This is a genomic window from Paenibacillus polymyxa, assembly GCF_015710975.1.
In the GTDB taxonomy this organism is placed as follows: domain Bacteria; phylum Bacillota; class Bacilli; order Paenibacillales; family Paenibacillaceae; genus Paenibacillus; species Paenibacillus polymyxa.
This window is the reverse complement of the sequence record NZ_CP049783.1, coordinates 4,800,326-4,826,651: the sequence shown is the minus strand read 5'-3', so window position 1 is coordinate 4,826,651 and position 26,326 is coordinate 4,800,326. Positions and strand designations below refer to the sequence as shown.

26 protein-coding genes and 1 pseudogene are annotated in these 26,326 nt (G+C 44.7%); 4 read left to right on the top strand and 23 right to left on the bottom strand.

Going from position 1 to position 26,326, the window contains the following annotated elements; translation table 11 throughout:
• Positions 1 to 12: 12 nt before the first annotated feature.
• On the bottom strand, positions 13 to 918 hold the full coding sequence (locus G7035_RS22280) for an NUDIX hydrolase (protein WP_019687360.1): 906 nt from the start codon (positions 916 to 918) through the stop codon (positions 13 to 15).
• A 291-nt stretch (positions 919 to 1,209) separates the two neighbouring features.
• Between G7035_RS22280 and G7035_RS22275 the strand changes: the two genes are divergently transcribed.
• Positions 1,210 to 1,521 (top strand): hypothetical protein, encoded by a 312-nt coding sequence (locus tag G7035_RS22275; protein WP_017427018.1) that lies wholly within the window; start codon positions 1,210 to 1,212, stop codon positions 1,519 to 1,521.
• A gap of 162 nt (positions 1,522 to 1,683) precedes the next feature.
• Here the strand turns inward: G7035_RS22275 and G7035_RS22270 are convergent, their stop codons facing one another.
• Entirely contained in the window at positions 1,684 to 1,965 is a 282-nt protein-coding gene (locus G7035_RS22270; RefSeq protein WP_019687361.1) for an AMP-binding protein, read from the bottom strand.
• A 175-nt stretch (positions 1,966 to 2,140) separates the two neighbouring features.
• Here G7035_RS22270 and glsA point away from each other — a divergent pair, with 175 nt between their 5' ends.
• On the top strand, positions 2,141 to 3,079 hold the full coding sequence (gene glsA, locus G7035_RS22265) for a glutaminase A (protein WP_013371363.1): 939 nt from the start codon (positions 2,141 to 2,143) through the stop codon (positions 3,077 to 3,079).
• A gap of 70 nt (positions 3,080 to 3,149) precedes the next feature.
• On the opposite strand, the gene G7035_RS22260 is transcribed toward glsA, so the two are convergent.
• The gene (locus tag G7035_RS22260; RefSeq protein ID WP_019687362.1) at positions 3,150 to 4,016 is read right to left on the bottom strand and encodes a VOC family protein; all 867 of its coding nucleotides are present in this window, start codon (positions 4,014 to 4,016) and stop codon (positions 3,150 to 3,152) included.
• Between the two features lie 49 nt (positions 4,017 to 4,065).
• Positions 4,066 to 4,479 carry a DoxX family protein gene (locus G7035_RS22255; RefSeq protein ID WP_016820790.1) on the bottom strand — a complete coding sequence of 138 codons (414 nt, stop codon included), beginning with the start codon at positions 4,477 to 4,479 and terminating at the stop codon, positions 4,066 to 4,068.
• Positions 4,480 to 4,750: 271 nt separating this feature from the next.
• Here G7035_RS22255 and G7035_RS22250 point away from each other — a divergent pair, with 271 nt between their 5' ends.
• Positions 4,751 to 5,290: a helix-turn-helix domain-containing protein gene (locus G7035_RS22250; RefSeq protein WP_016820789.1), complete on the top strand. Its 540-nt coding sequence runs from the start codon at positions 4,751 to 4,753 to the stop codon at positions 5,288 to 5,290.
• Between the two features lie 116 nt (positions 5,291 to 5,406).
• On the opposite strand, the gene G7035_RS22245 is transcribed toward G7035_RS22250, so the two are convergent.
• The 9 genes from G7035_RS22245 to G7035_RS22205 form a co-directional block, all read right to left on the bottom strand.
• Complete coding sequence (locus G7035_RS22245) at positions 5,407 to 6,411, bottom strand: stalk domain-containing protein (protein WP_019687363.1); 1,005 nt, start codon at positions 6,409 to 6,411, stop codon at positions 5,407 to 5,409.
• A gap of 41 nt (positions 6,412 to 6,452) precedes the next feature.
• Positions 6,453 to 7,574 (bottom strand): phosphodiester glycosidase family protein, encoded by a 1,122-nt coding sequence (locus G7035_RS22240; RefSeq protein ID WP_019687364.1) that lies wholly within the window; start codon positions 7,572 to 7,574, stop codon positions 6,453 to 6,455.
• A gap of 219 nt (positions 7,575 to 7,793) precedes the next feature.
• Entirely contained in the window at positions 7,794 to 9,260 is a 1,467-nt protein-coding gene (locus G7035_RS22235) for a potassium/proton antiporter (RefSeq protein WP_016820786.1), read from the bottom strand.
• A 203-nt stretch (positions 9,261 to 9,463) separates the two neighbouring features.
• Positions 9,464 to 10,852, bottom strand: coding sequence for a class II fumarate hydratase (fumC, locus tag G7035_RS22230; protein WP_019687365.1), 1,389 nt, complete (start codon positions 10,850 to 10,852; stop codon positions 9,464 to 9,466).
• Positions 10,853 to 11,017: 165 nt separating this feature from the next.
• Complete coding sequence (locus tag G7035_RS22225; RefSeq protein ID WP_019687366.1) at positions 11,018 to 12,562, bottom strand: 2-isopropylmalate synthase; 1,545 nt, start codon at positions 12,560 to 12,562, stop codon at positions 11,018 to 11,020.
• 99 nt (positions 12,563 to 12,661) lie between these two features.
• Positions 12,662 to 13,372, bottom strand: a complete 711-nt coding sequence (locus G7035_RS22220; protein ID WP_019687367.1) for a FadR/GntR family transcriptional regulator — start codon at positions 13,370 to 13,372, stop codon at positions 12,662 to 12,664.
• Between the two features lie 153 nt (positions 13,373 to 13,525).
• The gene (locus G7035_RS22215) at positions 13,526 to 14,545 is read right to left on the bottom strand and encodes an aldose 1-epimerase (RefSeq protein ID WP_016820782.1); all 1,020 of its coding nucleotides are present in this window, start codon (positions 14,543 to 14,545) and stop codon (positions 13,526 to 13,528) included.
• Positions 14,546 to 14,681: 136 nt separating this feature from the next.
• Positions 14,682 to 15,485: an MBL fold metallo-hydrolase gene (locus G7035_RS22210; RefSeq protein WP_019687368.1), complete on the bottom strand. Its 804-nt coding sequence runs from the start codon at positions 15,483 to 15,485 to the stop codon at positions 14,682 to 14,684.
• 126 nt (positions 15,486 to 15,611) lie between these two features.
• Positions 15,612 to 15,908 (bottom strand): hypothetical protein, encoded by a 297-nt coding sequence (locus G7035_RS22205; protein ID WP_013371376.1) that lies wholly within the window; start codon positions 15,906 to 15,908, stop codon positions 15,612 to 15,614.
• 163 nt (positions 15,909 to 16,071) lie between these two features.
• On the opposite strand from G7035_RS22205, the gene G7035_RS22200 reads away from it, so the two are divergent.
• On the top strand, positions 16,072 to 17,304 hold the full coding sequence (locus tag G7035_RS22200) for an aminopeptidase (RefSeq protein WP_016820780.1): 1,233 nt from the start codon (positions 16,072 to 16,074) through the stop codon (positions 17,302 to 17,304).
• A 74-nt stretch (positions 17,305 to 17,378) separates the two neighbouring features.
• On the opposite strand, the gene G7035_RS22195 is transcribed toward G7035_RS22200, so the two are convergent.
• The 10 genes and pseudogenes from G7035_RS22195 to G7035_RS22150 all read right to left on the bottom strand — a co-directional run bounded on the left by G7035_RS22195 (position 17,379) and on the right by G7035_RS22150 (position 26,167).
• Entirely contained in the window at positions 17,379 to 17,870 is a 492-nt protein-coding gene (locus tag G7035_RS22195; RefSeq protein WP_016820779.1) for a hypothetical protein, read from the bottom strand.
• A 131-nt stretch (positions 17,871 to 18,001) separates the two neighbouring features.
• Positions 18,002 to 19,120: a glycerol dehydrogenase gene (locus G7035_RS22190; RefSeq protein WP_019687369.1), complete on the bottom strand. Its 1,119-nt coding sequence runs from the start codon at positions 19,118 to 19,120 to the stop codon at positions 18,002 to 18,004.
• Positions 19,121 to 19,156: 36 nt separating this feature from the next.
• Positions 19,157 to 20,164: a biotin synthase BioB gene (gene bioB / locus G7035_RS22185; RefSeq protein WP_019687370.1), complete on the bottom strand. Its 1,008-nt coding sequence runs from the start codon at positions 20,162 to 20,164 to the stop codon at positions 19,157 to 19,159.
• A gap of 200 nt (positions 20,165 to 20,364) precedes the next feature.
• Positions 20,365 to 21,699 (bottom strand): hemolysin family protein, encoded by a 1,335-nt coding sequence (locus G7035_RS22180; RefSeq protein ID WP_016820776.1) that lies wholly within the window; start codon positions 21,697 to 21,699, stop codon positions 20,365 to 20,367.
• Positions 21,700 to 22,055: 356 nt separating this feature from the next.
• A complete protein-coding gene (gerQ, locus tag G7035_RS22175; protein WP_017427029.1) occupies positions 22,056 to 22,511 on the bottom strand; it encodes a spore coat protein GerQ in 456 nt (151 codons plus the stop codon).
• A gap of 58 nt (positions 22,512 to 22,569) precedes the next feature.
• Complete coding sequence (locus G7035_RS22170) at positions 22,570 to 22,992, bottom strand: cell wall hydrolase (RefSeq protein WP_016820774.1); 423 nt, start codon at positions 22,990 to 22,992, stop codon at positions 22,570 to 22,572.
• Positions 22,993 to 23,111: 119 nt separating this feature from the next.
• A pseudogene (locus G7035_RS22165) lies at positions 23,112 to 23,863 on the bottom strand (SDR family NAD(P)-dependent oxidoreductase).
• 134 nt (positions 23,864 to 23,997) lie between these two features.
• Positions 23,998 to 24,393, bottom strand: coding sequence for a DUF2500 domain-containing protein (locus G7035_RS22160; RefSeq protein ID WP_019687371.1), 396 nt, complete (start codon positions 24,391 to 24,393; stop codon positions 23,998 to 24,000).
• A gap of 188 nt (positions 24,394 to 24,581) precedes the next feature.
• On the bottom strand, positions 24,582 to 24,764 hold the full coding sequence (locus tag G7035_RS22155) for a hypothetical protein (protein ID WP_013371387.1): 183 nt from the start codon (positions 24,762 to 24,764) through the stop codon (positions 24,582 to 24,584).
• 152 nt (positions 24,765 to 24,916) lie between these two features.
• Positions 24,917 to 26,167: a YCF48-related protein gene (locus G7035_RS22150; protein ID WP_017427031.1), complete on the bottom strand. Its 1,251-nt coding sequence runs from the start codon at positions 26,165 to 26,167 to the stop codon at positions 24,917 to 24,919.
• Positions 26,168 to 26,326: the final 159 nt, after the last annotated feature.

Here is a 26,326-nt window from a genome sequence, read left to right as displayed (position 1 = left end):
CTTCCTTTTATGCTATATAAAACGTGACCGTGGCTTAAATCGGTATAGCTTGGACGGACGATGTCCGGCCGCCTTCCTGTATTCATTGGTTTCTTCCACGAGATCTGCTATTTTACGACGAAAAGCCGCGGCTAACAGCTCTTTACCTAAAATAATTTCATACACCTGTTGGAGTTCACTCAGTGTAAACAGAGCTGGCATCAGGTGAAACGCAATATCTGTGTATTCAATTTTGCTGCGTAGACGCTCAATACCGTACGCAATAATTTTGGCATGATCAAAAGCAATTCCCTGTGACTCCAGCACTTCTCGCTTGATTTCTATGGTTTTCCCCTTAAGAATTTCAGTTACTTTCACTTTGGCTGTTAAAAGGATGTCCGCATGCTTCAATGTAATGTCAATGTTTTGCTCCCATGTGTAACCTTCCGGTTGATTCGTCCGCGTCTCCTGAGCCACACTGTAATCCAGTTCGAACCATTGAGCATCTGCGGCATCATCCCCTGCCTGCACCTCCAAGGATTCATGGTCTACTAACGCCATGTAAGCACAGCTGATTACCCGCATACGCGGATCACGTGCTACATCTCCCCAAGTGTACAGCTGCTCCATATAAATCTGATCCACATTGGTTTCAGTTTTAAGCTCACGGCGTGCAGCCTCTTCCAGGCTTTCATTCATGCCTACAAAACCGCCGGGCAACGCCCATTGCCCTATAAAAGGATGCTCTCCTCTTTGGATCAAGAGGAGCTGAAGTGTTTTCTCCGGTAGCTTACGGTAATTCTGCTGGAGCTGATCCATTACAGTAAATAGCAGCATATCTACCGTTACGGATGGACGCTCATATTGATTCGCATCATAAAGGGCCAAAAATTGCTCCTCCGTCAAGCCACTGTCGTTGTATTTCGATCTATCTGTCACTTGTGTCACCTACCTGCTCATATTTGGGACATCATCGCTTTTCCTTCAAAAGCAACGAATGCTCTATGTAAATTTTAATTTAAATCATTTGATAAAAACAAAATGTTAATATCAATACATTAATATATAATTAGCGCTTCGTCAATAGGGTGTATAGACCTATTTTTGGTCATGTGATAGTACTATTAGACTGTTTACTGAATTTTACTTGTTGCTTATTGTCATATCATGTATGATGTTTTGGACAATATAGGAAACACAACATACTAAACACGTAAGGAGAAGATCCAATTGTCTAACCCGTCTAACCCGTTTAATCCGCAATACAATCAACAAGGAGCACCGTCCAGACCAGCCCCTGTTTACCCGCCACCTGTTTCATTCAAGGAGTGGATGATCAGCTTACTCCTGATGGCAATACCAGTAGTTGGAATTGTTATGCTGTTTGTGTGGGCTTTTAGCGGCTCGACAAATCCGAGCAAAGCGAACTACGCTAAGGCAGGCCTGCTATGGGCCGCTATTGTAATTGTTATCTATATCATTATGGCTGTTGCTCTATTGCCTGCGATCATAAGCTCATTAAATTCCAGCAGCTATTATTGATTTCTAGTACATAGCAAAATAACCTTCTGATGAATCCAATTGAATCATCAGAAGGTCTTTAAACTAAAACTGTCGACCCTGTCGACAGTTTTTTTACTTCACCTTACTTCACTTCACTTTACTTGTACCAAAGATCATCGGTTTCAAGCTCCTGTAGACTGCTCAAAAACGATTTTGAGTTATCGACATAAAGTTCGGTATCGATATAGTCAATGAGCATTCGACCATGATCCCGACGGGCTCGTCCTTATCTACACCTTTGACCCGCAAAGCATGTGCAAGCTGATTGGCCTGTTTGTTCAGATCAGCATACGTCAAGTGCTTGTCCCCAAGTACAATCGCCACATGGTCCGGTGTGCGCTCAACCTGCTCCTCAAACAACTGATGAATCGTTTTCTCCCGTGGGTAATCCGCTAACATACCATGTAACATGCTCAACTTCATCTCCTTCTCCTGTAAGTTATAATCCATATATTACAATAATTGGGGATTTAACTGGAGAAAAAGAAATGACATCAGAGCTTGTTTTTCGACTGAACATTTCTTTAAAATAAGTATATAGCTACTTCTTGCTCTACAATAAATACCACAGATTGGTTACTCGACTGGAGGAAAAGAAATGACATCGGAGTGGCAGAGACTACAGACCAAACTGCCGGAATGGGTAGAACAAAGCCGTCATGAGTATATTCATGGCAAGGTAGCAGCGTATATTCCCGAACTGTCCAAGGCCCCGGCCGACGCGCTGGGTATTGTGGTCATGAACGGTGCGGGTGAGACCGTGGTAGCCGGAGATACGGAAATCCAGTTTACGATGCAAAGCATCTCAAAGGTATTTACGCTCATTCTGGCCTTGATGGATAATGGAGAGGACGTTGTCTTCTCTAAGGTAGGTATGGAGCCTACCGGAGACCGTTTTAATTCCATGCTAAAGCTAGAACTAGTCGAGCCGGGGATTCCATTTAACCCACTGATTAATGCCGGAGCAATCGCGGTCTCCTCTCTGATTCGCGGAAACAGTCCAGAAGAGAGATTTGCCCGTGTTCTTCAGTTTTTCCGTCTGCTTACTCATAATGACACATTGGAATATGATCAGGATGTCTACGACTCAGAATCAGCCACAGGCCATTTGAACCGTTCCCTTGCTTATTTTCTAATGGAAAAGGGGATTTTAAGAGGTCATGTGGAGGATGTGCTTGACGTCTATTTCAGACATTGTGCTGTCAAATTAAACTGTACAGATTTAGCACGTATGGGACTCATACTAGCCTACAACGGCCGTGATCCGGTCACAGGTATACCTTTGATCCCCCGTCGCTATGTACAGATCGCCAAAACATTTATGACAACATGCGGTATGTATGACGCCTCTGGTGAATTTGCCATTCAAGTCGGACTCCCTGCCAAAAGCGGCGTATCTGGCAGTATAATGACGATGGTACCTGGACGATACGGCATCGGGTTAGTGGGGCCTTCATTGAATCGTATGGGCAACAGTACAGCGGGGGTACACTTGCTGGAGACAATGTCCCGCGATTTGGATTGGAGTTTGTTTTAGGATATAAAAAAGGGTATTCCCAGCCAGTACGGCTCATAGGAATACCCTTTTCTGTTACGTTCTTGCTATGTTAAATGGTTTGACCCTGAACCAATTTGATTTGAATACGGAACGGGTCAGCCACATACAAGGCCCCATCACGTTCTTGTAATCGATAACCTGCCGCAGTCAAACGAGCAGTAATGGCATCCAATTCTTGTTGGTCTGGAACATTCAGTTCAAAATAATCCAATCCAGCAGCCTGCTCGGGAGCTGGTGGCGCTCCTTCACCTGCCCATATATTTAAGCCCATATGGTGGTGGTAACCACCTGCGGAAACGAACAAGGCTGAAGATCCATATCGGCATGTAATGTCAAAGCCAAGCACATCGCAATAAAATTGCTGTGCTGTGAGCAAATTAGACACATGGAAGTGAACATGCCCAATTACTGTTCCCTGTGGCAGTCCCTGCCAAGGTAAGTTTTCAGAAATGGCAATCAGGTCTTCTGCATCCACAGGTCCAGTTCCCATCATGTAAAATCCATTTGCATCTTTTTTCCATTGATTACGAGGACGATCCGCATAGATTTCAATTCCGTTATTATCGGGATCATGGATGTATAATGCTTCACTTACATCATGGTCTCCCTGTCCGATTTCAATCTCATGAGCCAGCAGATTACGCAAAGACAAACCCAGAGCTATACGATCTGGTAGAAGAATAGCAAAGTGATACAATCCGGTTGCAGACTGGCGCGGCAGAATAACTGCATTTTCAATATAGTTAAGAATCAGTAGCGCATGCTTTCCGTCAACAGTCAATTCAGCGGTATCCGCTGTTTGACGTAGAAGCTGTAAACCAATGACCTCAGTGTAAAATTGAATAGAGCGCTCCAAGTTACTAACTTTTAATGAAACCTGCCCGATTTTAGTGTTGTCATGAATATGTGCTGTCATGAGATTTCCCTCTTTCTACATGGATTGGAGGACTAAGGCTTAATCAAATTTATTGTTCTGTTGACCCACGACGGCTGAACAAAGAATCCAGAGACCAGCGAGTTGTCGGCGCAAATACGAGATGAAGAGCTACCAGAATAAAAGCAATATCCAGCTCATAGCCAGCGCCTTGACCATTCCCCATCAACCCGCCGGACAATTTGGCCGTGAAAATAGCGCCGATCAATACAATAACTAAAAGTCCGGATACATAGCGAGTAAGCAATCCAAGAATTAATGCAATCCCGCCGACCAACTCAATCACCGCAACGACATAACCTAAAAATCCTGGGACACCAATGCTGGAAAACCAGCCTGCAACATTACCCAATCCCATTTGGAATTTAGCAATTCCGTGTGCCAAAAACAAAATTCCGAGCGCCACCCGCATAATTGTAGAAACATTTCTGCTTGCTGAACTCATGTTTATCTCTCCATTCTGTTTGTTTTAATACACTCATACAAGCGTATATGAATAATTAATTTATATTACTAATAATTTAGCCAAAAAAATAATGACGTCCGAATCTATACTGCAACACATAAGTATGAATTACACTCAAATTATTAGTAATAGTAATAATTATTTTGTAATGTGAATTTAGCATAAGAAACTATAGTCTGTCAACAAATTATTTGGTATGATGAATAATAAATTAGTATATATTATATTTCCCTAAAAGGAGGAACGCTCTATGGGTATAGGATGCAACATTCGTGCGGCTCGTAAACGTAAAAATTTATCCATCCAGCAAATCTGCGAACGAACCGGTCTATCTCAAGGGTTTATGAGTCAAGTAGAAAATAATAAAACCTCCCCTTCCATCGCTACATTGGACAGCATCGCTAATGCGCTGAACGTACCTCTCGCTTTTCTGCTTCTTAAAGAAGAGGAACGGATGCAAGTGATTCGTAAGGACGAGCGTCGTAAAACATTGTATGGTAAAAACAAACTCCAGGTCGATCATTTGGGTGGTCAGGGTAATGTCAAAATGATGCTGGTGGACATGCCGCCAGGCTCATCTACAGAAGAAGAGCATGCTCATGCAGGGGATGAGATTCATTTTATTTTGGAGGGTACGGTATACGTGGAGCAGGGTGAGGATTCAGCTACGCTGGAAGCAGGAGATTCCTTTAGCTGGAGAGCAGCCATCCCCCACTATGCCAAAAATGTTGGAGAAAACAACGCGCGTATTCTGATCTCCGTGTTTCTCGAAGCAGAAAATGACGCCTAAACAAGATTTGAGCATATCACAATATTCATTATCCATTTCATTGTAAAAAGCGTGTACCGGGAAGTTAAATTAACTTCAACGATACACGCTTTTTTGTAGTATCTGCTCTACTAAACTTATCCCATCGCCTGCTGGGCATCTGTACGCGATTCCCACGGCAGCTTGATGGTTTTCATGATCTGCTTGGCATCGGCTCGGAGTCCGCTTACCGGATCGCCCGTCGTACCCAGCAGCTCTTCTTTTTTATCTATAGTAACACGCCCATAAAAAGTAGTGCTGCTGTCTCCCCATCCTGTAGTATACTCGTAGATCAGCGGCTTATTTAATTTCGGATAGGTTCCCCACTGATCTTTGGCTTTATTAGCCAAAAACAGCTCCAGTGGATCGTATTCCATCGTAAAGGTTTTATCAAAGGGAGCTCCCACATACCCTTGATAGGTAACAATCGGAAAACCGTCCTTCACTTCAACCAGACTCAGCACATCCCCGTTCACTGTAAAATACCGCAATGCTTCGCCTTGGGGGAACATATAGACACTGGACAGCAGCTCAGTGTTAGGACGATGTGCTTCTATATAAGGATGGACAGAACGTCTTTCTAAGTGGATTAACGCTTCACGTGCTGCCACGAGATCCCCCTCATATATTTGTTCTTTAAGTTTACCGTGAATCGGTGGCTGGATCTGAATCTGTGTATTTGTCTTCTCCAACGTATAACCTAACTCAAGCGATACATCTCTAAGAGGCACATAAACGTCTTTACCTACAACCTCAAATGTAAGCTGCTGCTTGTTCTTTCGTAATCGCTCCTTAAGAACTAAGGGCTCTGCCCACTTTTGCAGCGTGACCTGCTTTTTTTTAGCATCCCAATGGTAGCTTGCACCTACAGCTTCAGCCAAAGGTTTAAGCGGTACCATGAGCTTACCGTCAATCAATAGAGATTTGGTCTTGTTGTTTAAGGGTTGACCGGCTATAACAATATCTGTTAGTTGTGTTGATTGAGGTGCTGTGGTTCCCTGTTCAACCGCTTTGGCTTCTCCTTGATGCATTGTTGTCAAGAGTAATGGAAGCATCAGCAAGGCGACAAACAATCGCTGAAATCCTGTTCGATCTAGCTTCATTATGAGTCTCCGTTCACTTAATAGACTTGTTCATTCCGGCTCTATTTCTTTTTGGCTGCGTCAATGTCTCCAGGTCTCATCCCTGCCCAGATGTTCGGGATACTGACGGCCTCTGGATGCTCAAATACGAGAAACGCAGTCGGCAAATATCGTTCTCCGTATTCAGAGGAAGGCTTGTTGACAATGGTGTTATCCTTGACGAGCACCGTTGATGAACCTCCATCCAGATTAGCACCGATAACCGCTCCATGCTTAAGTAAAATATTTTGCATATCATACAAGTTGGCACCTATGCTGTACCCAGGCTGGCGACCGTCGACGGTTACGAAAAGGATTGCCCCGTCTGCTCTCTGTCCCATCGCGGTACGGGGAGCAATGCCCCATCCCTCGCTTGCATTACGAATCAGGCCTTTTCCATTCACAATTAGGCGTGGTTGGAAAGTAACCGCTTCTTGCACATTCATTTTGGACAACTCGGACAACGAATAGTGACCGGCTATCATTTTTCCCTGTTTATCAATACCTACGATTTGAACAGAGGCATTTTTACCCATATCGTTGTAGTATATCTGGCCCTGAGAAATGACAACACCAATCGGTTTAAAGCCATTCCCGTTCCAGTTGGGATCAGCGAATCCACCGCCGTTTACACCAGCAACGGCCCCCAAACGCTCGACCATACTAGATACATGTTCTCCCCGGCCGACTTTAGCAGGAACCCCGAGCCTAATTTTAGTGGGGTCATGCACCGTCATAACATAGCCATGATAGTTACGACCCGATACCTCTTCCACTTCAACCAACGGCGTCTGTTGTACTTTAGTAGGTATCAGATCAGGCAGATTGATTGTATGTCTATCCTTTTCCTCTCCCATCTCTTCGAACCGGGCCGAATATTCAGCCACGCGCTTCTTCGCCTCTGCTTCGCCGATAAAATATTTCGCCCAGTGACGATGCTGAGTCGTAATCAGCGTATCCGCAGCCAAATAGCGCATCTCCTTGCCAGAAGGGGTTAAAAACAACCATGCACCGCCCCCAATTCCTGCTAACAGGAATACAATAAAAAGTCGCAACATAAAGCGACCAAATTTTCCTTTTCGTTTCTTTTTCTTATTTTTCTGCCTGCGAGCTGCTGCACGCTGTGGCAAGACTTCCGGTTTCATTCATCATCTCTCCTGTTTGGTGACTTCTATCGTATTTCTTCACTATTGCCCATCAAATGATCAGTAGCGATAGGCTGCGACATCTAACGACAATATCATAAACTAATTTTGTAGAATGATAGTGTCAATTTTTTAACAGATTCATCCACTCTGAAAAAGAATACAGCAAAAAGCCCTTCACATAAATGTGAAGGACTGTAAATAGGGGGGATATCCTATTTACGGAGCAGCCTCCGGTTCGAGTAGCATGAACAGCTCTTTCATCTGCTGTCGCTTAAGTTTGGGACTAAGCACATACAAAGTATCGCCCGGTTCAATCACAGTTGTACCTCTCGGGGCAATAATTTGCTCGTTCCGAATAATGGCTGTGAATAAGATGTCTTCAGGCAGCTGTATATCCTGAATCGCCTTGCCGGCTATCGACATCCCCTTTTGTACCTGAATGTGGTTGATTTCGGAAGTGGTTTTTCCCAAAGAAACTAATTCCAACAGTGAAGGCGACGATGTCTCGTTAGGGTCCATCAAGCCAAGCTTCACCGCTAGCCACGAGATCGTGGTACCTTGAATAATCGCAGAGGTGAGCACAACGAAAAATACGACATTAAAAAACAAAGGTCCTACATCCATTTCGTCCAGTAATGGATAAGTTGCTAGTACAATGGGTACCGCTCCCCGCAGTCCTGCCCAGGATAACAGTGTCTTCTCGCGAACAGAGTACCTGGAAAAAAGCAAGCTTAGGAACACACCTATTGGACGAGCCACCAGCATGAGGATGAAGGAGAGCGCCAAACTTTGCCACGCAATGCCCAGCAATTGATCGGGAAAGACCAATAGGCCGAGCAGGACAAACATCATAATCTGCACCATCCAGGCGAAGCCATTGTTAAAATGAATAATGGATCGCTTGTAGGTCAAGTCGGAATTTCCCAATACAATGGCCATGACATATACCGCCAGCAATCCGCTCGCCTCCAGTAACGATGCCGCCGCATACGTCAAGACTGCAAATGCCAATGCCATTACAGGATACAAACCGGATGAATCAAAATTCATTTTATTAATCGCATATACACCTAAGCGTCCGAGTACAAAACCAACGGCTAGACCAAAACCCATTTCCCATAAAAACAACAAGATATGTATCCAAATGGATTGCTCAGGGTGATGTATCAGCTCAATCAATGTTACTGTGAGAAATACAGCCATCGGGTCATTGCTGCCGGATTCCGCTTCAAGCGTCGAGGTAATTCGCTTTTTGATGTTTTTACCTCCTAAAACGGAAAACACAGCTGCCGCATCCGTCGAACCAACAATAGCGCCAAACAGCATGGATTCCATCCAGCTCACGCCTAAAATAAACTTGGCGCAGACGCCAATGACTACAGTCGTAATGATGACCCCCAACGTTGATAATGACAACGCAGGTCGAATTACTGGCTTAACATCTGTAAACTTTGTCTGCATCCCGCCTTCAAACAAGATTACAATGAGCGCGAGAATGCCCACCAGCTGTGTGATAAAGGCATTATCAAAATAAATAAACTGACTGAGCACCATGCCTACAGCAATAAACAAAACGAGCGCAGGCATACCGAAACGGCTGGAAAATTTGGTAGTCAGCACACCGACCAGCAGCAAGCCGGACAGCAAAAGCACAATCAAATTAATCACGGTTGTCTGTTCCATACGGCTTCTCCTATCTTGAAAATAAATGTTCATTTTTTCGCCTTCTAACTATATACCCTCAAATCACACAGAATACTAATCATAAGTAAAAAAATATATGAGAAAATCAAAAAATCCAGCTCATGGTCTGTGCTAAATTCCGCACTCCACAAGCTGGTTTGTACATTTTTTTAAATTTCTCAAGCTGTACCCGTTCGTCGTGCTTAGGCTTTGGGCTGAATCATATGTGCTGGTACAACATATTGGTCGAACTGCTCTTCCGTCAGCAGTCCACTGCGGAGTGCCGCTTCCTTTAGAGACAGCCCTTCTGCATGTGCAAGTTTAGCGATTTTAGCAGCATTTTCATATCCAATATGTGGATTCAATGCTGTCACCAACATTAGTGAATTATTCAAATTGTGCTCAATCTTGGCGAGATCGGGCTCGATGCCAACGGCACAGTTGTCATTAAAAGCAATGATGGAATCGGCCAGTAGATGAACTGATTGCAAAAAGTTGTATATGATTACTGGCTTAAACACATTCAGTTCAAAATTACCTTGACTTGCTGCAAAGCCGATAGCTGCATCATTACCCATGACTTGCGTAACGACCATCGTCAGTGCTTCACTCTGGGTAGGATTTACCTTACCTGGCATAATGGAGCTACCCGGCTCGTTAGCAGGAATCGTGATTTCCCCCAAGCCGCTTCGCGGACCACTAGCCAGCCAGCGAACATCATTGGCGATTTTCATCAAATCCGCAGCTAGCGCTTTGATTGCTCCATGTACAGCCACCACTTCATCGTGACTGGTCAGCGCATGAAATTTATTAGGTGCAGAAGTGAACGTTTTGCCAGTGAAGCCGGAAATTTCCGCAGAGGTTCGGGAACCAAACTCTGGATGAGCATTAATTCCTGTGCCCACTGCTGTTCCGCCAATCGCCAGCTCCTTCATATATTGAACCATGTCGACGATCATCCGCTTGCTTTTATCCAGCATGGCATACCAGCCGCTAATTTCCTGACCCAGTGTAAGTGGTGTAGCATCCTGCAAATGGGTTCGACCAATTTTGATAATATCCTTGAACTGTTCTGACTTCTGTTGAAAAGTCTCTTTCAGCTTATCAATGGCAGGCAACAAACGGTCCTCGACCGCAATGACACCCGCTACATGAAGCGCTGTAGGAAACGTATCATTTGAGCTTTGCGACATATTCACATCGTCATTCGGATGCAGCTTCGCATCTTTTCCCTGTTTTTGTAACCATTCACTGCCCAGATGAGCAATCACTTCATTGACATTCATATTGGACTGCGTACCGCTCCCTGTCTGCCATACAACCAATGGAAAATGGTCATCCACTCGTCCAGCTAGAATTTCATCCGCTGCATAAATAATGGCATCCTGTTTTTCCTGAGATAGCTTACCCAACTTATAATTGCTGATCGCCGCACTTTTTTTGAGTACCGCGAACGCCTGAATGACCTCTAATGGCATTTTCTCCGAGCCAATCGGGAAATTTTCCTTACTGCGCTGTGTTTGCGCTCCCCACAAACGATCTGCCGGTACTTTGATTTCGCCCAACGTATCCTTTTCAATGCGGTAGTTCAACTCATTTCCTCCTCTTGGCCTATGTAATTCAGACAAAATATGGTGATCTTCTTTGCCTATTATACATTAAATTTCAAATGTTATCATATATTTTGCAAGCGCTTTTTTACGATAAGGTTAGAGGAGATAGAAGAAAAAATTCAGCTATGAGCTTGATTACCAGCCTCAGTTAATCGTGATGTTGCTTTTGGCATGCACTACTTTTCTGCCCAGTAGCTTATTTAGTGCGTCGATATAAGCTTTAGCGCTAGCTTCCAAAATATCTGTACTAGTACCTCTTCCCAGTGCTGTGTACTCACCTTGCCTCAAAATAGCGTGAACTTCCCCCAACGCATCTTTGCCATACGTTACAGACTGGATGGAGTAATCCTCCAACTCCACCACTTCACCACTAGCCTTGTCAATCGCATGAAAAATCGCATCTACAGAACCATTACCCATCGCAACTTCATCAATTGATGTGCCATCTTGCTTATTCAACCGTATAGAGGCGACTGGAACCGACTGATTACCATAGGACACCTGAATAGAATTTAGTGTGTAAATTTGAGGTGAGGCATTGCGGCTTTCATCCATCAGGACAAGTAAATCCTCATCCAACACCTGTTTTTTCTTATCTGCCAAGGCTTTGAATTTGCGAAATGCAGCCTGAAGTTGTTCCTCTGTCAAAACATCAAACCCCATGTCCGCCAGTTTTTCCTTAAACGCATGACTTCCCGAATGCTTGCCTAATACAAGTTTACTGGTCTTCAAACCAATGCGCTCAGGAGACACGATCTCATATGTTGTACGCTCCTTTAGCATTCCGTCCTGGTGTATACCGGACTCATGTGCAAATGCGTTGGCCCCAACAATGGCCTTGTTCCCCGGTACCGACATTCCAGTACGTTTGCTTACCAGTCGACTGGTAGCATACAGTTCCTCCAAAACCAGACTCGTTTGTGCACCATAGAGATCGGTTCTCGTGTCAAGGGCCAGTGCGACCTCCTCGATAGGTGTATTTCCGGCTCGCTCGCCAATGCCATTAATGGTACCTTCAAATTGATCTACACCGTTACGGATAGCTGCCAGCGTATTAGCTGTTGCCATCCCAAGATCATCATGACAGTGTGTGCTAAGCTGTATTTTTTCAATACCTGGTACTTGTTGTTTTACGAATCTAAACATTTCTCCAAACTGATCTGGCGAGGCATAACCCACGGTATCCGGTAAATTGACGACGGTCGCTCCAGCGCGAATTGCCATATCTACAACTTCACAAATAAAGTCCAACTCGGTACGACTGGCATCCTCTGCCGAAAATTCTACCTTGCTGAAATACTTACGTCCATAACGAATGGCAGCAGCAGCGGTCTCTAATACCTTCGCTTTATCCATTCGTAGCTTATGCTGGCGATGAATAGGTGAGGTAGCCAGGAACAAGTGAAGACAAGCGTCCTCCGCTCCCCGTAGAGCTTCTCTGACCGCATCTATATCCTGCTCTTTCGAGCGTGCAAAACCAACCAGTGTTGCTTGGGTGACCTGTTTGGCAATCTCCTGCATGCTGATGATCTCACCAGGTGAGGTTGCCGGAAAGCCGGTCTCAATCCGATCTACGCCTAATTTTTGAAGCTGAAGAGCGATTTCCACCTTTTCTGTGCTGGTTAAGCTAACTCCTGGTGATTGTTCTCCATCTCTTAACGTTGTGTCCAACACCCATATTTTGCGCATACAGATACCACCTTTGGTTTGATTTTAGGAGATGCTCAAAGTAGAAGGTTTATACATCATTTTATTCATCCGATCATCTGATGTTTAGGATTAAAAAAATTAGGAACTTCCCATATGCTTTTGCAGCTCCAGCTTGGTGCCGTCCAAATGCTGAATACTATATAGCTCTGCAGCCTTACCATCCTGATCCAAGATCGCTTCATAAATTTTTTCATGCTGAAGTGTAAAATGATTTGGCATCACCGGATCGGTAATCAGATTTCTCAGCGCCTTGCGAATAGCCTCTACAAAGCTGCGGTATACGTCCGTAAGCACCTTATTGCCTGTAGCTGCTGCAACAGCCAAGTGAAAAGTGATATCCGCATCCAAGTACCCATTCATATCTCCAGCGGCCAATGTCGCAGCTCGACGGTCCAGTGCCTCTCGCATCAAGCGTAAATCTTCGTCATTACGACGTAATGCAGCTAATCTGGCAATCTCCAGTTCCAGCACGCTCCGCACTTCATAAACTTCAATAATTTCAGCACGGCTTAGTCGGTAATCCAATGGTTCTTGAGAAGTCGTCGGTTGGCAGACAAAGGTCCCGTGTCCTTGCTTTTTCTCTAATAGACCGGCATGCACCAGTACGCTAACCGCCTCCCGAACTGTAGATCGCCCGACTCCAAATAGCTTCATAAGCTCGGGCTCGGTTGGAATCTTAGTGCCTACATTCCATTCACCAGCAGCAATTTTTCGTTGCAACTGCTCAGCCACTTCATCTGCAATTTGCTTGCGTTTAACAGCTTGAAAAGGCATCATTCCATGATTCATCTGATCATCTCCTGTTTCGTATCATACTATGACACATTGCTTTTCTGCAACCTTTTTCATAATCTTTCTTAGTGGTCTTGTAACTGGAGCCTTAGCAATCGAAAAAGCCTGCACCGTTCACCACGATGCAAGCTTATTTGGATAAAAAACATATTAAGATTTCGTTTTATTCGGAGTAACACAATACAGACGGCTGGTTGTTTCAAAAATATGTCCCGGAGCCAGTGCAATTAACCCGATGTCTTCCGCAGGCAAGTCTGGTCGATTCGGTGCATTGATCATGTTCATTTGCGGTTCAGGACAGATGAATTCCTGGTTCGCTTTGTTGTTCCAGATCATCCAGTGCTTATAAGCAGTGCCTACATCGTATACAAGGGTAGCACCTGTCTTACTGTGTGTGAGTTCCATATAGTTACGTCCATTTTGCGGAGCCGCCGTATAATGATTATCCATAGAGGCAAAATAAGGGCTAACTCCTGTTGTCTTCATCAGTTCCTCTTCCGGGGATAAAGGTTGGAACTGTCCAGTGGCCAACAACCGATCTGTCAGCTCACGCCGCTCACCGATCGTAACCTTAATCTTGTAATCCTCAGGCGAGCTATCAGGTACAAACGGTACCCGAATGGCTGTGTGAAAGGCAAACAAGTTGGGAATCGGCTGATCCCCCTCGTTATGGATCACATAACGCTGATGCAGGCCAAATTCGTCAAGGCTGTACGTCAGCTTCATCGTAAAGGTGAAGGGTAGATAACGGAACATAGGATGCCCTTCCCTTACATGCTGATTCATTACCACATAACTACCTTGCTCCCCGGAACCGTAATCCTCAACCTCCCACCGAACGGTGTGTAAAAAGCCGTGCAAATGGTTATGGGTAGCCTCTTCATTAATTGGCAGCTCATATGTAACACCATTCCACAGGAATTTTCCATCCTCATATCGATTCGGAGGGAATAAGAAAGGAATTCCGTAAACGGATGGGCTTTGCTTAAAAGCCTCTATGCTCTCAGCATCTGGCTCACGTAAAAAAGAATATCCCGTCTCATTGTCACGAAAAGAAATCAGATTTGCGCCGTTTCCTGGCAGGGCAACCGCTTCATATCGTCCAAATTTAAGACGAATCGCCGGTATTCCATAATAAAGATCACCAATTGCAGTATGCTGTTGTGTCATCAAAAATCCTCCTTGATGAAATGACGATGTTTAATGAAAGCGTTTAGCTTTTGGCTTGACTATACCATGTCCAGCAAAAAAATTCCACGTCCACGCAAAAAAACGATGCCCCGCAAGGCATCGTCCTTCACACATATTACACATAACGTCCTTGTTTGGGTACTGCCATGTGTTCAAAATTTCCAGCCAGCTGTTCCAACTGATCAGTCAGCTCGGCACCTTGCATGAAATGTCCATGCCCTGTAACTGCGATTGCAGGCTTTAAGCCGGCTAACATCTTCACTGACCGCTGTGCAGCTTGCCAATCTGTTGTAAAATACGCAGGCGGTCCGTGGATTTCTTTTTCCTGTAAAAGCACAGCCAAGGCCGATTCCTGCTTTACCGTGATAAAAGCGTCACCAGCTACCATTAAGCGTCTCCGCTCATGAAAAAGCGATACATGACCAGGCGTATGTCCTGGTGTATGCAGCCACTTCCAACCAGGGGCGCCGGGGACACTGCCATCTTGGGGCAAGGAGGTGATGCGATCATCGAGATCTATAGCATCATTGGGATACAAGAAGGAAATTCCCGACATCAAGCCTCCCCCAACACTAGGGTCAGGTTTTTGATAATCTTTCATTCCCGTTAAATAAGGTAATTCCAAAGGGTGTGCATAAACAGGTGTACCCCAATGCTGAACCAACTCAATAACCGAACCTACATGGTCAAAATGACCGTGAGTAAGCACAATAGCAACCGGAGGACCCGTAAACCGTTCCTCAGCTAGGCGTATAATCGAGTCTGTGAATCCTGCCATCCCCGTATCCACCAGCACCCAGGATCGGCTTCCCGGCTCTCCGATAAAACACACATTTACAAACAGCGTCCGTAAGCTCAGGAGATCGGGAGCAGCCTCTTCATTTGCCGTCATTCCTTCGGTGAACAGATGATTTGCCAAAGCTTCACCCTCCTATTCACATGGAATTTCCTGTTATACTCGACCTTTAGGCTTCCCCCATGTCAGCAGATTATGCGGACACTGCTAAATATAATCCGCTTGTCACGAAAATAGACCATGTTTACATTACTCGGGTAATTTACTCCATGCCGCATCCAGCAAATAGTCGAAAAGATCATCGTTCTCTTCAATCCAGCTATCCATCTGTAGCATCTCTTCCTCCAAGCGTGGCTCTCCTGCAAAATGGAGACTATAATCCCACTCCTTTCCCTTTTTACTGTGGAAGGTGATTTCATATATAGAACTCTGTCCGTCTACTCCAAATACCACTTGGCCTAAATATGCACCGTTCTCATCTCTAGTCATTTGCGCCTGCTGAATATGTACTTCTTTCAATTCCTGAGAAGAATTTTGCTCCGTCATTTATTTATCCGCCCTTTCATTTTCACTAAAAAGTACCAAAACTGATTTGTGAACCTTTTCGTTACATTGTACAATATATAAGCTATGTGTGGAATTTGCAAAAAAACTGTGCGAATTACCCTATTCTTATTTGAGGCTTTTTCGTGAAATGGAGGAAAGTTACATGTCAGATTTTCAACAAAAATTGCAGAAATATGCGGAATTAGCCGTTCGAGTGGGCGCCAATGTCCAACCTGGGCAGACACTTATCGTTCATGCGCCAATCTTGTCCGCCGAACTCGTACGACTTATCGTTAAATCAGCATATACTGTCGGAGCTAAGCTGGTAAAAGTAAAATGGAGTGATGAGACGGTTACCCGATTACAGTATGAACTAGCTCCTGATGAAACTTTTAATATTGCTCCCAAATGGTACGCAGCCGAAATGACTGAAGAAGTCGAAAATGGCGCTGCAGTGCTCCATGTCATTGCCGAGAATCCTGATTTGCTTCAAGGGATTCCGTCCAGCAGAATTACCGCTGCTCAGCGTGTGCGATCCCATGAGTTACGTCAATACCGTGAATACCAAATGGCTGACAAGTTTAGCTGGTCTCTGATTGCTTATCCTTCAGCAGAATGGGCAGCCAAAGTATTTCCTGATCTGCCAGCTTCCGAGCAAATGGATAAACTGTGGGAAGCCATTTTCAGCACTGTACGTGTGGATCTGGACAACCCTGTGGAGGCGTGGAATGAGCATTTGAAAACCCTCTCCAGCAAAGCTGATATTTTAAATTCCAAACGCTATAAAAAGCTGCATTATCTGGCGCCAGGTACAGACCTCACTATCGAACTGGCAAAAGACCATCTATGGGTAGCAGCCGAAAGCGTCAACCAACAGGGACATACTTTTGTAGCCAACATGCCTACTGAAGAGGTATTTACTGCTCCACTTAAAACGGGAGTAAACGGTAAAGTCAGCAGCACCAAGCCACTCAGCTACAGTGGCAATATCATCGACAACTTCTCACTGACCTTTGAAAATGGTCGTATTGTCGATGTACAGGCCGAGACTGGTCTGGAGACTCTCCAGCATCTCGTAGAAATGGACGAAGGTTCACACTACCTGGGCGAGGTTGCGCTCGTGCCTCATAAGTCACCGATCTCTGATAAAAATATTTTATTCTACAATACATTGTTTGATGAAAATGCCTCTAACCATCTGGCTATCGGTAATGCTTATGCATTCAATCTTAAAGGCGGTAAGGATATGACTCAAGAGGAGTTGGCTGCCAACGGTCTGAACTCCAGTCTGACTCACGTCGATTTTATGATTGGTTCAGGTGAAATGGATATCAACGGCGTTACCGAAGACGGTACTGAGGAACCGATCTTCCGTAAAGGAAATTGGGCGATTTAACATGGTAAAAAAGGCTCTCACCGCTTCATGCGAGAGAGCCTTCTTGCTTCATCTTTAAGTTATGTTACATACATTTACAGTGTATTAATCCAATAATTCGCTGCAAGTCCAAATACGATTTGTACTATGCTGATGATGAAAAAGACAATAAAGCAGCTTACAACTCTTCGATTAATGGTTTGATGTAAGGATAAAGATGATTTCACATAAAACATGCTGCCTAATATCCCTAAACACAGACCAAAGATACCTGCAAATAGCCACCCTATAACCAAGCTGACCACGACAAAAGCCCAGCTCCAGCCCGGAGCCTTACTTACTGGAACATAAGGTTGATTGGACCCAAGATAAATACCGTCCACAGCTAAATCTGCTTTGTTGCCAATGACCACAACATTCACAGCTTTCTCCTTCAATCGAATTGGAAAATCAATCAAGTTCAAAAATGCGTTCTGGCTTTTCACCTTCTGCTCGCTACCATTCACAATAATTTTTCCTCCGGTAAAGCCACGCTTGTACTCAATACTATATTGAATACCTTGGTCTTCTACATTCCATTTGGCCATCGCTAAACCCCTCTCAAATTTTAGGTAATTTTCTAATTATGTACCATGAAAATCATACCATAAGCCGCAAGTTAAATAATGGAAAAAGGCCGCTTATCAGCGACCTTTGAATCTACTTATTTCGTATGCGATTAGTTTCTATGTCCAATTTTAGTCTTGTAGGCAACTGAATACTGATCAGCCGCTAAAATCGCATCAAGCACATCATCCGCTGTAACAGCAAATGGTAAATTGTGAGCGGTTTCGCCTTCTTTGGTAGCAGCCTGAGCTACCCGGTATAAATCCTCTCGGGAAGCTTCCTGCAGCTTAATGTCTTCCAGCGTAACCGGTAGATCCAGTTTTAGGTAAAAATCAATATACCGCTCCACCTCAGTTAAAGGTCTTTTTTCCAAGGCAAGCTGTACTAAGGTGCCAAAAGCTACTTTTTGGCCATGCGTCAGGTGATGAATGTCTCCTTCGAGTACGGTAAAACCATTGTGAATGGCATGTGCACCTGCCAAGCCGCCACTTTCAAAGCCCAAACCGCTTAGCAATGTATTGGCTTCTACCACCGCTTCAAGCGCTGGTGTAACGACTTTGCGCTTCACAGATTCATAAGCTTGCAGTCCGTAATCGAAAAGAACCTCCTCGCACTTGGACGCAATGGCTTCTGCCGCCAAGGTTGGCAAGCCGCCAGCCATAGTTGTAGCACGAGCTTCAATGACTGCACGGGCTTCAATCCACGTTGCCATGGCATCCGCAATACCTGAGGAGAGGAACAAAGGCGGTGCCTGAGATATGACCTTCGTGTCAACCAGGATTAAGCTCGGATTTTTACTGAAAAAGGTGTACGTATCAAATGCACCCTCATCCGTGTACAAAACAGATAGAGCACTGGTAGGGGCATCTGTAGAGGCGGTTGTTGGAACAATCACCACCGAGGAACCGAGTAGCTCATTAACGGCTTTGGCGGTATCCAGTGTTTTACCGCCACCTACACCAATGACAATATCGACCTGGCCGCTTCGTCCCTCATCAGCAATACGGTTTACTTCATTTTTGGATGCTTCTCCTTGAAACTCAACCTTTATAGCAGTGATATCAGCCTGCTCCAGACTTTTGACCACTCGATCGGCTGCAATCTCCCAAACCAGCTTGTCCGCAATAACCAAAGCCGTATGGCCTAAAGGCTTAACATATTCACCTGTTTTATCAATCACATTTTTCCCTTGCACATATTTACCTGGACTAATAAATACTTTTTCGCTCATCATTCAACTCTCCCTTCCATGTTTGTACAATCTCTATTATACGGCTGAAAGGGCACACATCTCAATTTCAAAGCCAAAATCTTCTATCATTTGATGATCAGCGGTAACTTCTTGGCCTGCTGTCGTTAAATAATCTCCTACAAAAATCGAATTTGCTGCATAAAGGGATAGCGGTTGTAATGAGCGTAAATTCAATTCCCTTCCGCCTGCGACGCGTATTTCTTTGGATGGACAGATGAACCGAAACAGTGCCAACACCTTTAAAGCTTGGATCGGCGAGATCCGCTGTGCTTCTCCCAAAGGGGTTCCGGGGATTGGATTCAGGAAATTAATCGGAATAGAGTCGGCATCCAACTCTCGTAAGGCATAAGCCATGTGAACGATTTCCTCATTCGTCTCCCCCATACCGATAATAACGCCAGAGCATGGAGACATTCCGTGTGATTGAGCCATTTTCACAGTTTCGATGCGTTGGTCATATGTATGTGTGGTCGTAATCGAGGGATAGTTGGCTTTGCTTGTATTTAAATTATGATTGTAACGGTGTACCCCAGCATCTGCCAATCGCTGTGCTTGATCTCCCTTGAGAATCCCCAAGCAAGCGCAAATTTTGAGCGGCATGGTACGACTAATTTCTTGTACAGCATCAATCACCTGATCCAGCTCCCGATCTGTCGGACCTTTGCCGGAAGCTACAATGCAATATGTCCCCGCTTTTCGTGCTAGGGCTTCCCTTGCCCCAGCCAACAATGATTCCTTATCTAGCATACTATACTTGCTGACAGGTGCCGTAGAAACGATGGATTGTGAGCAATAACCACAATCCTCCGGGCACAGACCACTTTTGGCGTTCATGATCATATTGAGCTTTACTTTTTTTCCGTAAAAATGATGCCTTACCTGAAATGCAGCTTGCATAATCGGTAATATTTCCACATCGTCCGCTTCCAGTACCGCCGTGCCTTCTTCCAGCGTCAGATTGCTGAAATGTATCGCTTTTTCAGCTAATGAGTCCCAATTTACAGCCTTATTGAATAAATTCATACTTCATCCTCCCTCATTTAGATGGTTATGTAAGCAGATGAGATTTTTACCGTAAGGAAATCCACTTTATTGTCAACTTAATAATTATATAATAGGTTGACAATAACACAGATATCATATCAATTCACATCCTTTATGTAAAGAAGACAAATTAAAAAGCGACCCCACATCATTAAAGGTCGCTTTCCATATTTATTCCATTATGAAACTCCTGCTTCCTCCACGATGATAGGCTGTTTGATTAGCCGAATACGTGAAATCCGCTTGTTTTCAACTTCTTCTACAATGAACATACATCCTTCAAACACTACAGACTGACCTGGCTGTGGAGGGATAACCTCTACATGTGAGTAGAGCCAGCCCCCTACTGTATCATAATCCTCATGATCAAGATCCAGCCCGAAACGATCGTTCACTTCATCAATTAATAACATACCGTCAATGGAAAATTCCTCGTCATTAATCTGCTCACAACTCGGACGTTCTTGGTCGAACTCATCCTGAATTTCACCGACGATTTCTTCCATAATATCTTCCAATGTTACCATACCCGATGTGCCACCGTATTCATCAATCAAAATTGCAATTTGCGTCTTGCTACGCTGCATGCGTTTGAGCAGATCACTAATTTGCGTTGATTCAGGAACAGCAAGAATCGGGCGAATCATCGTACGGGTATCCAGCGTGTTCGCACGTAGAAGATCTTTAATATGGATAAAGCCGATAATATGGTCCTTATCTTCGGCGCAGATTGGATAACGGGTTCTCATGCTTTCCGTTGCAATCGCGAGATTTTCTTCTGTGGACTCATTACTGTATAAACAGATCATCTCCGTGCGCGGAATCATGATTTCCCTGGCGGTCGTGTCGGCAAAATCAAATATATTATCAACAAGCGCCAATTCCGTATTATCAATTAGTCCGCTCTTATTGCTTTCTTTCATCAGAATGCGTATTTCATCCCCCGTATGCGCGGAATCATCATATTCGGATACCGGCTCCAGACGGAATAAACGCAACAGGCTGTTCGCCATTCCATTCAACGCCCATATGAATGGATACATCAACTTGTAAAACCAAGTCATCAGCATGGCCGAATACAGTGTAATAGTCTCAGATTTACGAATAGCTATCGTTTTGGGTGCCAATTCACCCAACACAATATGCAGAATCGTAATGACAATAAATGCAATCACCACGGCAGTACCGTGTACGTATACCGCTCCCAAGCCAACGGCAGTAAATATAGGCTCAATCAAATGTGCGATGGCCGGCTCTCCGATCCATCCCAGTCCCAACGATGCTAAGGTAATACCCAATTGGCAGGCAGACAAATAAGCGTCCAAATTGTGTATCATATTGGCGGCGTATACGGCCTTTTTATTGCCCGCCTCCACCAAGGTTTCGATACGGCTGCCCCTGACCTTCACCATGGCAAATTCCGCAGATACAAAAAATCCATTCAATAATACTAATGCAAAAACAATAATTAAGTTAAACATACTCGGTAAAGGGTCACTCAATATGCTCCCCATCAGCCGTCATTACGGCAGACAGGCGCACCTCCTTCGGATATTTTCATCATAGACAGAACGATAACACATCATAAGCAGCGTCAACTTCCCAACACATTCACCCCTTCCGGCTTCCATAAGCCATATTCCGCATAAATGTTTAAATCATTCATCAGCTTATATTTAATTATATAACTATACTCTATACAGTCAAACTACAAGCAATGTCAGAAAAATCAATCCCTCTATCATTTAGGTCGAAAAGCTCTCATTTTCGCCTCTTACCACCAAGAAAGCAACTATATTTGAGAAAGAATATAAACAAAATACATCCCCTGCCGTCTGGCAGAGGATGTAAACTCATATATATGAAGGCATCAGCGAACCGGAGATCCGCCCGGGTTCCCGATGACGCCGGGATATTGGTACAACAATGGCTCATCAAAAGTTGCATAATCCAGATTTAACATCAGCAGAATGGTCCGTTTGCCTGTCGCCGGATCACTAATAATAATGTGGTCCCGACCTGCTGCTTCCAGAATGCCTTTGAATATTTTAGCATTCCATTCTCGGTTATTTTCATAGGTCATATAAAAAGTTCCCGTTTTGCCCAAGTTCAAGCGTAAAATATTCTCGATGTATGATTGCTCGTATTGAGGAGTCTGAACCTGCACTACCGTACCCGTTGGTGTCATAGGGCTGCCACTACTTACTTGAGGTGGAAAGCCAGTCATAGGTTGCATGGTTCCGGCTGGAGCCATTCCTCTTGGCCATTCGGGATATCCATTGCCGGAAGCATAAGATACGGGACGGTAAGCTTGCTGTGAAATCATTTAAATTCCTCCTAAAATGGTTTTAATTTTTAATTCTTCAAGCCATCCTGAAAGGTGTCTAATATACATTAGGACAGTCCTGTGCAGTCGGGCTAAAAAAGCAATGGGCTTTAAAGCGTCCGGTATTGGTCTGGTTATACCAGGTACCCGGGCAGTCTCCAGCCGGTCTGAAAAACCATAATGCATTGGATGCTGGACGTATTTTTTCACCATTGATTACACGCTGGGCAAGTCGAATGTCCCGATCACGGGCCCTCTGATAAAAATACCCCTTCTGAGTAGCTTCAAAACCTCCGGGGCTTTGAAACACCATGTCATTCATGAGGCGTATCCCTTGGAAATCTAGGCAATTGGCTAAAATTCGGTTCACACCGACATTGCCAACCATGAGCATTCCAGACTCGCCTTCACCTTCAGCCTCAGCCCGCATCAGCCGGGCGAGGGTCCTCACATCCTCTGAGTTGGTCTTGATTACAGCCACCGCGTCCCCTCCTTGCTTCTCCTTCACATACCCTATCCTATGGTACAAATGCCCAATAGGTGACAGTCCAGAAAATAAAAAAATAGCCCCATGAATGGGACTACTCATTTAGGCTTTTATCATGGCTCGTAGATCATCTTACGCGTCATGCCACCATCGACCACTAGATTCGTGCCTGTTACAAAATCATTGCCGGGTTGTGTTAAATACAGACAGGCTCGTGCGATGTCTTTAGGGGTCCCTACTCGCCCAGCCGGATGCCGTTGATGGTCTTCCGCACGCAATTGCTCGTAATCCCCGGTTTCAATCCATCCTGGACTAATACAATTGACCTGAATCCTATCCTTTCCTAGCGATATGGCCATCGCGTGTGTAAGGGCTGCTATGGCTCCTTTGGATGCTGCGTAGGCTTCTGTATCCGGCTCTGACATGAAAGCTCGTGTAGAGGTCATATTAACCACTGAGCCCCCTTCTGCGTTTCGCTTCATTACCTTAGCCGCTTCTCTGGTTGCAATAAAACAACTGCGTACGTTTGTATTCAGAATGTCATCCCATTCTGCTACGGTTAACTCATATGGAGATTTCCATCTGGATACGCCTGCATTGTTAATCAACGTATGAATTGTACCGTATTCTTCTTCCGTGGCACGGATCAGCGCTACAATATCTGCTTCCTTACGCACACATCACAAGGAATAAAAATAGCCTGATGACCCTCGTTCCGGGCTGCTGCAGCGGCTGCGGCGCCCTCTTCCTCATTGTAGTCAGCAAATACAACTTTGGCACCCTGAGCAGCATAGGCAAAAGCGACCTCTTTCCCGATGCCATGCGCCGCTCCTGTTACAATAACAACTTGTCCTTCAAATGACACGACTTATTCCTCCTCTGAACTACTCTGTTTTAGTATATATGTACCAAAATGTGCCGTACAAGAAACATTCACAGCCCCCTACCCTGGCTCCTCGCAGAAGGCTGTAAATGAGCATGAATGTTTTTGACTGAATCCTACATTTTAACCTGCTCCAAGCTATAACGATTAAGACGCTGAAACCCGATATACCTTGTACCTTGAAAAGTAAGCCGTCCCTCATCCCCTTCAGCACATTGACCATATTCTTCCCCTGATACCTTGAACTCCATCCGGTCGCCACTCTCCACTTCAAAGGTTACATAATAGAAAGTATAGGTACGACTCCCTTGTTCCTCTTGGCGCCTCTGTTGGAGATGTATCCTTCTGGCCGTAATGCGGGAACCCACCGTCAACACAGGCTGCCGCTTGTTCCGGCTCCATTCCATGACTTCCCTGCCCGCAGACAACACGACAATACCCAACACAACTACGAAAAATACGGGCAATACCGTACCCAGCCAATCGAACATCCATAATGACTCAAATCCCATGCACCGCACTCCTCTCCGCCAGGCATTCCACAGGGAAACCACTGGGCATCCTGACCTGCCTCAAGCCTTCTATAACAGTATATGTATGTTGCTGCCCAAATTTGATAGCAACCCTCAAGAACGCCAAGAGCCTCCACGGATTAATCCGGGAGGCTCAAGATATGGCGATATCAGAATGGCTCATCGATTTACACATGTACAAGCTGGAGATAACGTTGTGTTTCATCCAGAACTTCATGATCTTCTTCTTCGGCGTAACGCTCTGCGCATTGCTTGCAGTCCTCTTCCGTCGTGCAACCGTAGGCATCCTGACAAGTGTAGCAAAATTGAAGGTAGTATTGGGTTAACATATGATCCTGATTCGCTCTCATGATTATCACTCCTATCGTTGTTTACAGGTTTAGTATAACAGTGGCTCATTTGTTAGTTTGTGATTTTTTTCACATGTCGTCGTATAAAATTTAAATTTTTTAAAAATAAAACGCCCTGGGAAGACATCCCAGGGCAATCACCTTTATCGTGATTATAAAATTCTCCAGTTTGCACCACCATCTGTTGTTTTTAACAGCAGTGATTTCTTGTCGTCGAGTCGTTCCAAAAGCAGCCAACCTACCGATGAAGAAGCAAAACGCAGCTTGACTGATCGTGGGTAGTCTTTTAGCTTCGAAGGCAGCACCTTGTTGCCTTTGAGACTTGTCCACGTCTTGCCTCCATCTATTGTACGGCTCATTCCGTTTATGGTTATAACCCATCCTTCTTTATCGCTTAGAAAGGTACGCCCAGGAGTTATAGAATTATTATTGCTACTCAGACCCAATGGCACATCATTCCATTGTGTTCCTGTATTATTCGTAAACAGCCCGTTATATTTGGTACCGTTATCCCCATAGCAGAAAACCGGAATCCAGTATGAGGAACTGTTACCTTTAAGAGACTGCTGAGCTTCTGCCTTAGCCTGAGGGCACCCTTGCATGCTGTTAGCGACTGGAGTCCACGTTTTCCCTTGATTCGAAGTTTTATACAACTTCACGCTATTGTCCACGTTAATCGCCACAAAACCCTGATTGTTGGAAGAAAAGCTCATTCCCGCCATACTGCCTTGATCGGGTAAACCTGAGCCTGATTTGTTGGAAGTCATACCAGAACTTTGCGCAACTTTATTCCACGTGGCTCCTCCGTCCGTGGTGTGATACAACATTTTTTGTTGATCCTGCTCATTCAGTTTTGTATAAGCCATGATCCAGCCTATGGTTGGATTTACATATTGAATCGAGCTTACATGGTCTCCGCTAGGTAGCGCTGAAACATCCCAGCTCTGCCCTCCATCTGCCGTTCTTAGAATGACTGTTGCTGTTTGGTCCAAATTTTGGCGGACGACCCAACCGTGACGTGAATCTGTGAAACTGATATCCTTGCCATATTCAAGCTTGTCTTGAAATTGGACGTTTTCAGAAGGAGAAATATTATTCCATGTTTTCCCACCATCATGGGTATCATAAAGTCGAAGCTCATTATGGGTAACTCCCCAAACCAACCCTTTATTGTTATCGATTAAATGAAAATCCGCGATTCGTGTCTGTACTACATATTTGGCGTTTGGATCGCCAGCCTTTGGGGTTCCCGGCGGATTAATAGTTATCGTTTGTCCCTGGTCATCTGGTTCCTCAATCGGAGGTTTAGTTACAGTTTTTGGGGGTTCAGCAGAACAGGCAGTTAGCAGGATGCCCGTCAATAGCATTACTCCTCCCAAGAGCGCACGCCAGCGCAGTTTCATATCAAAATCCTCCCTCGATGGCATGCGGTAATCACGTGCCAAAAGCTTATCTGAAACAGAATTATACCATAAACACCCCTATGTGACACTTTTCGCGTAATGACAAAAAAAACCGGCTCCTTCACAAATTGAAGAATGCCGGCTTTTTTCATACTAATA

Bases quoted from the DNA above. Each gene is read 5' to 3' on its own strand.
- G7035_RS22270 (WP_019687361.1), bottom strand. From the start codon at position 1,965: ATGAAGTTGAGCATGTTACATGGTATGTTAGCGGATTACCCACGGGAG.
- glsA (WP_013371363.1), top strand. From the start codon at position 2,141: ATGACATCGGAGTGGCAGAGACTACAGACCAAACTGCCGGAATGGGTA.
- G7035_RS22260 (WP_019687362.1), bottom strand. From the start codon at position 4,016: ATGACAGCACATATTCATGACAACACTAAAATCGGGCAGGTTTCATTA.
- G7035_RS22255 (WP_016820790.1), bottom strand. From the start codon at position 4,479: ATGAGTTCAGCAAGCAGAAATGTTTCTACAATTATGCGGGTGGCGCTC.
- G7035_RS22250 (WP_016820789.1), top strand. From the start codon at position 4,751: ATGGGTATAGGATGCAACATTCGTGCGGCTCGTAAACGTAAAAATTTA.
- G7035_RS22245 (WP_019687363.1), bottom strand. From the start codon at position 6,411: ATGAAGCTAGATCGAACAGGATTTCAGCGATTGTTTGTCGCCTTGCTG.
- G7035_RS22240 (WP_019687364.1), bottom strand. From the start codon at position 7,574: ATGAAACCGGAAGTCTTGCCACAGCGTGCAGCAGCTCGCAGGCAGAAA.
- G7035_RS22235 (WP_016820786.1), bottom strand. From the start codon at position 9,260: ATGGAACAGACAACCGTGATTAATTTGATTGTGCTTTTGCTGTCCGGC.
- G7035_RS22225 (WP_019687366.1), bottom strand. From the start codon at position 12,562: ATGCGCAAAATATGGGTGTTGGACACAACGTTAAGAGATGGAGAACAA.
- G7035_RS22220 (WP_019687367.1), bottom strand. From the start codon at position 13,372: ATGAATCATGGAATGATGCCTTTTCAAGCTGTTAAACGCAAGCAAATT.
- G7035_RS22215 (WP_016820782.1), bottom strand. From the start codon at position 14,545: ATGACACAACAGCATACTGCAATTGGTGATCTTTATTATGGAATACCG.
- G7035_RS22205 (WP_013371376.1), bottom strand. From the start codon at position 15,908: ATGACGGAGCAAAATTCTTCTCAGGAATTGAAAGAAGTACATATTCAG.
- G7035_RS22200 (WP_016820780.1), top strand. From the start codon at position 16,072: ATGTCAGATTTTCAACAAAAATTGCAGAAATATGCGGAATTAGCCGTT.
- G7035_RS22195 (WP_016820779.1), bottom strand. From the start codon at position 17,870: ATGGCCAAATGGAATGTAGAAGACCAAGGTATTCAATATAGTATTGAG.
- G7035_RS22190 (WP_019687369.1), bottom strand. From the start codon at position 19,120: ATGAGCGAAAAAGTATTTATTAGTCCAGGTAAATATGTGCAAGGGAAA.
- bioB (WP_019687370.1), bottom strand. From the start codon at position 20,164: ATGAATTTATTCAATAAGGCTGTAAATTGGGACTCATTAGCTGAAAAA.
- G7035_RS22180 (WP_016820776.1), bottom strand. From the start codon at position 21,699: ATGGGGAGCATATTGAGTGACCCTTTACCGAGTATGTTTAACTTAATT.
- gerQ (WP_017427029.1), bottom strand. From the start codon at position 22,511: ATGATTTCACAGCAAGCTTACCGTCCCGTATCTTATGCTTCCGGCAAT.
- G7035_RS22160 (WP_019687371.1), bottom strand. From the start codon at position 24,393: ATGGGATTTGAGTCATTATGGATGTTCGATTGGCTGGGTACGGTATTG.
- G7035_RS22155 (WP_013371387.1), bottom strand. From the start codon at position 24,764: ATGAGAGCGAATCAGGATCATATGTTAACCCAATACTACCTTCAATTT.
- G7035_RS22150 (WP_017427031.1), bottom strand. From the start codon at position 26,167: ATGAAACTGCGCTGGCGTGCGCTCTTGGGAGGAGTAATGCTATTGACG.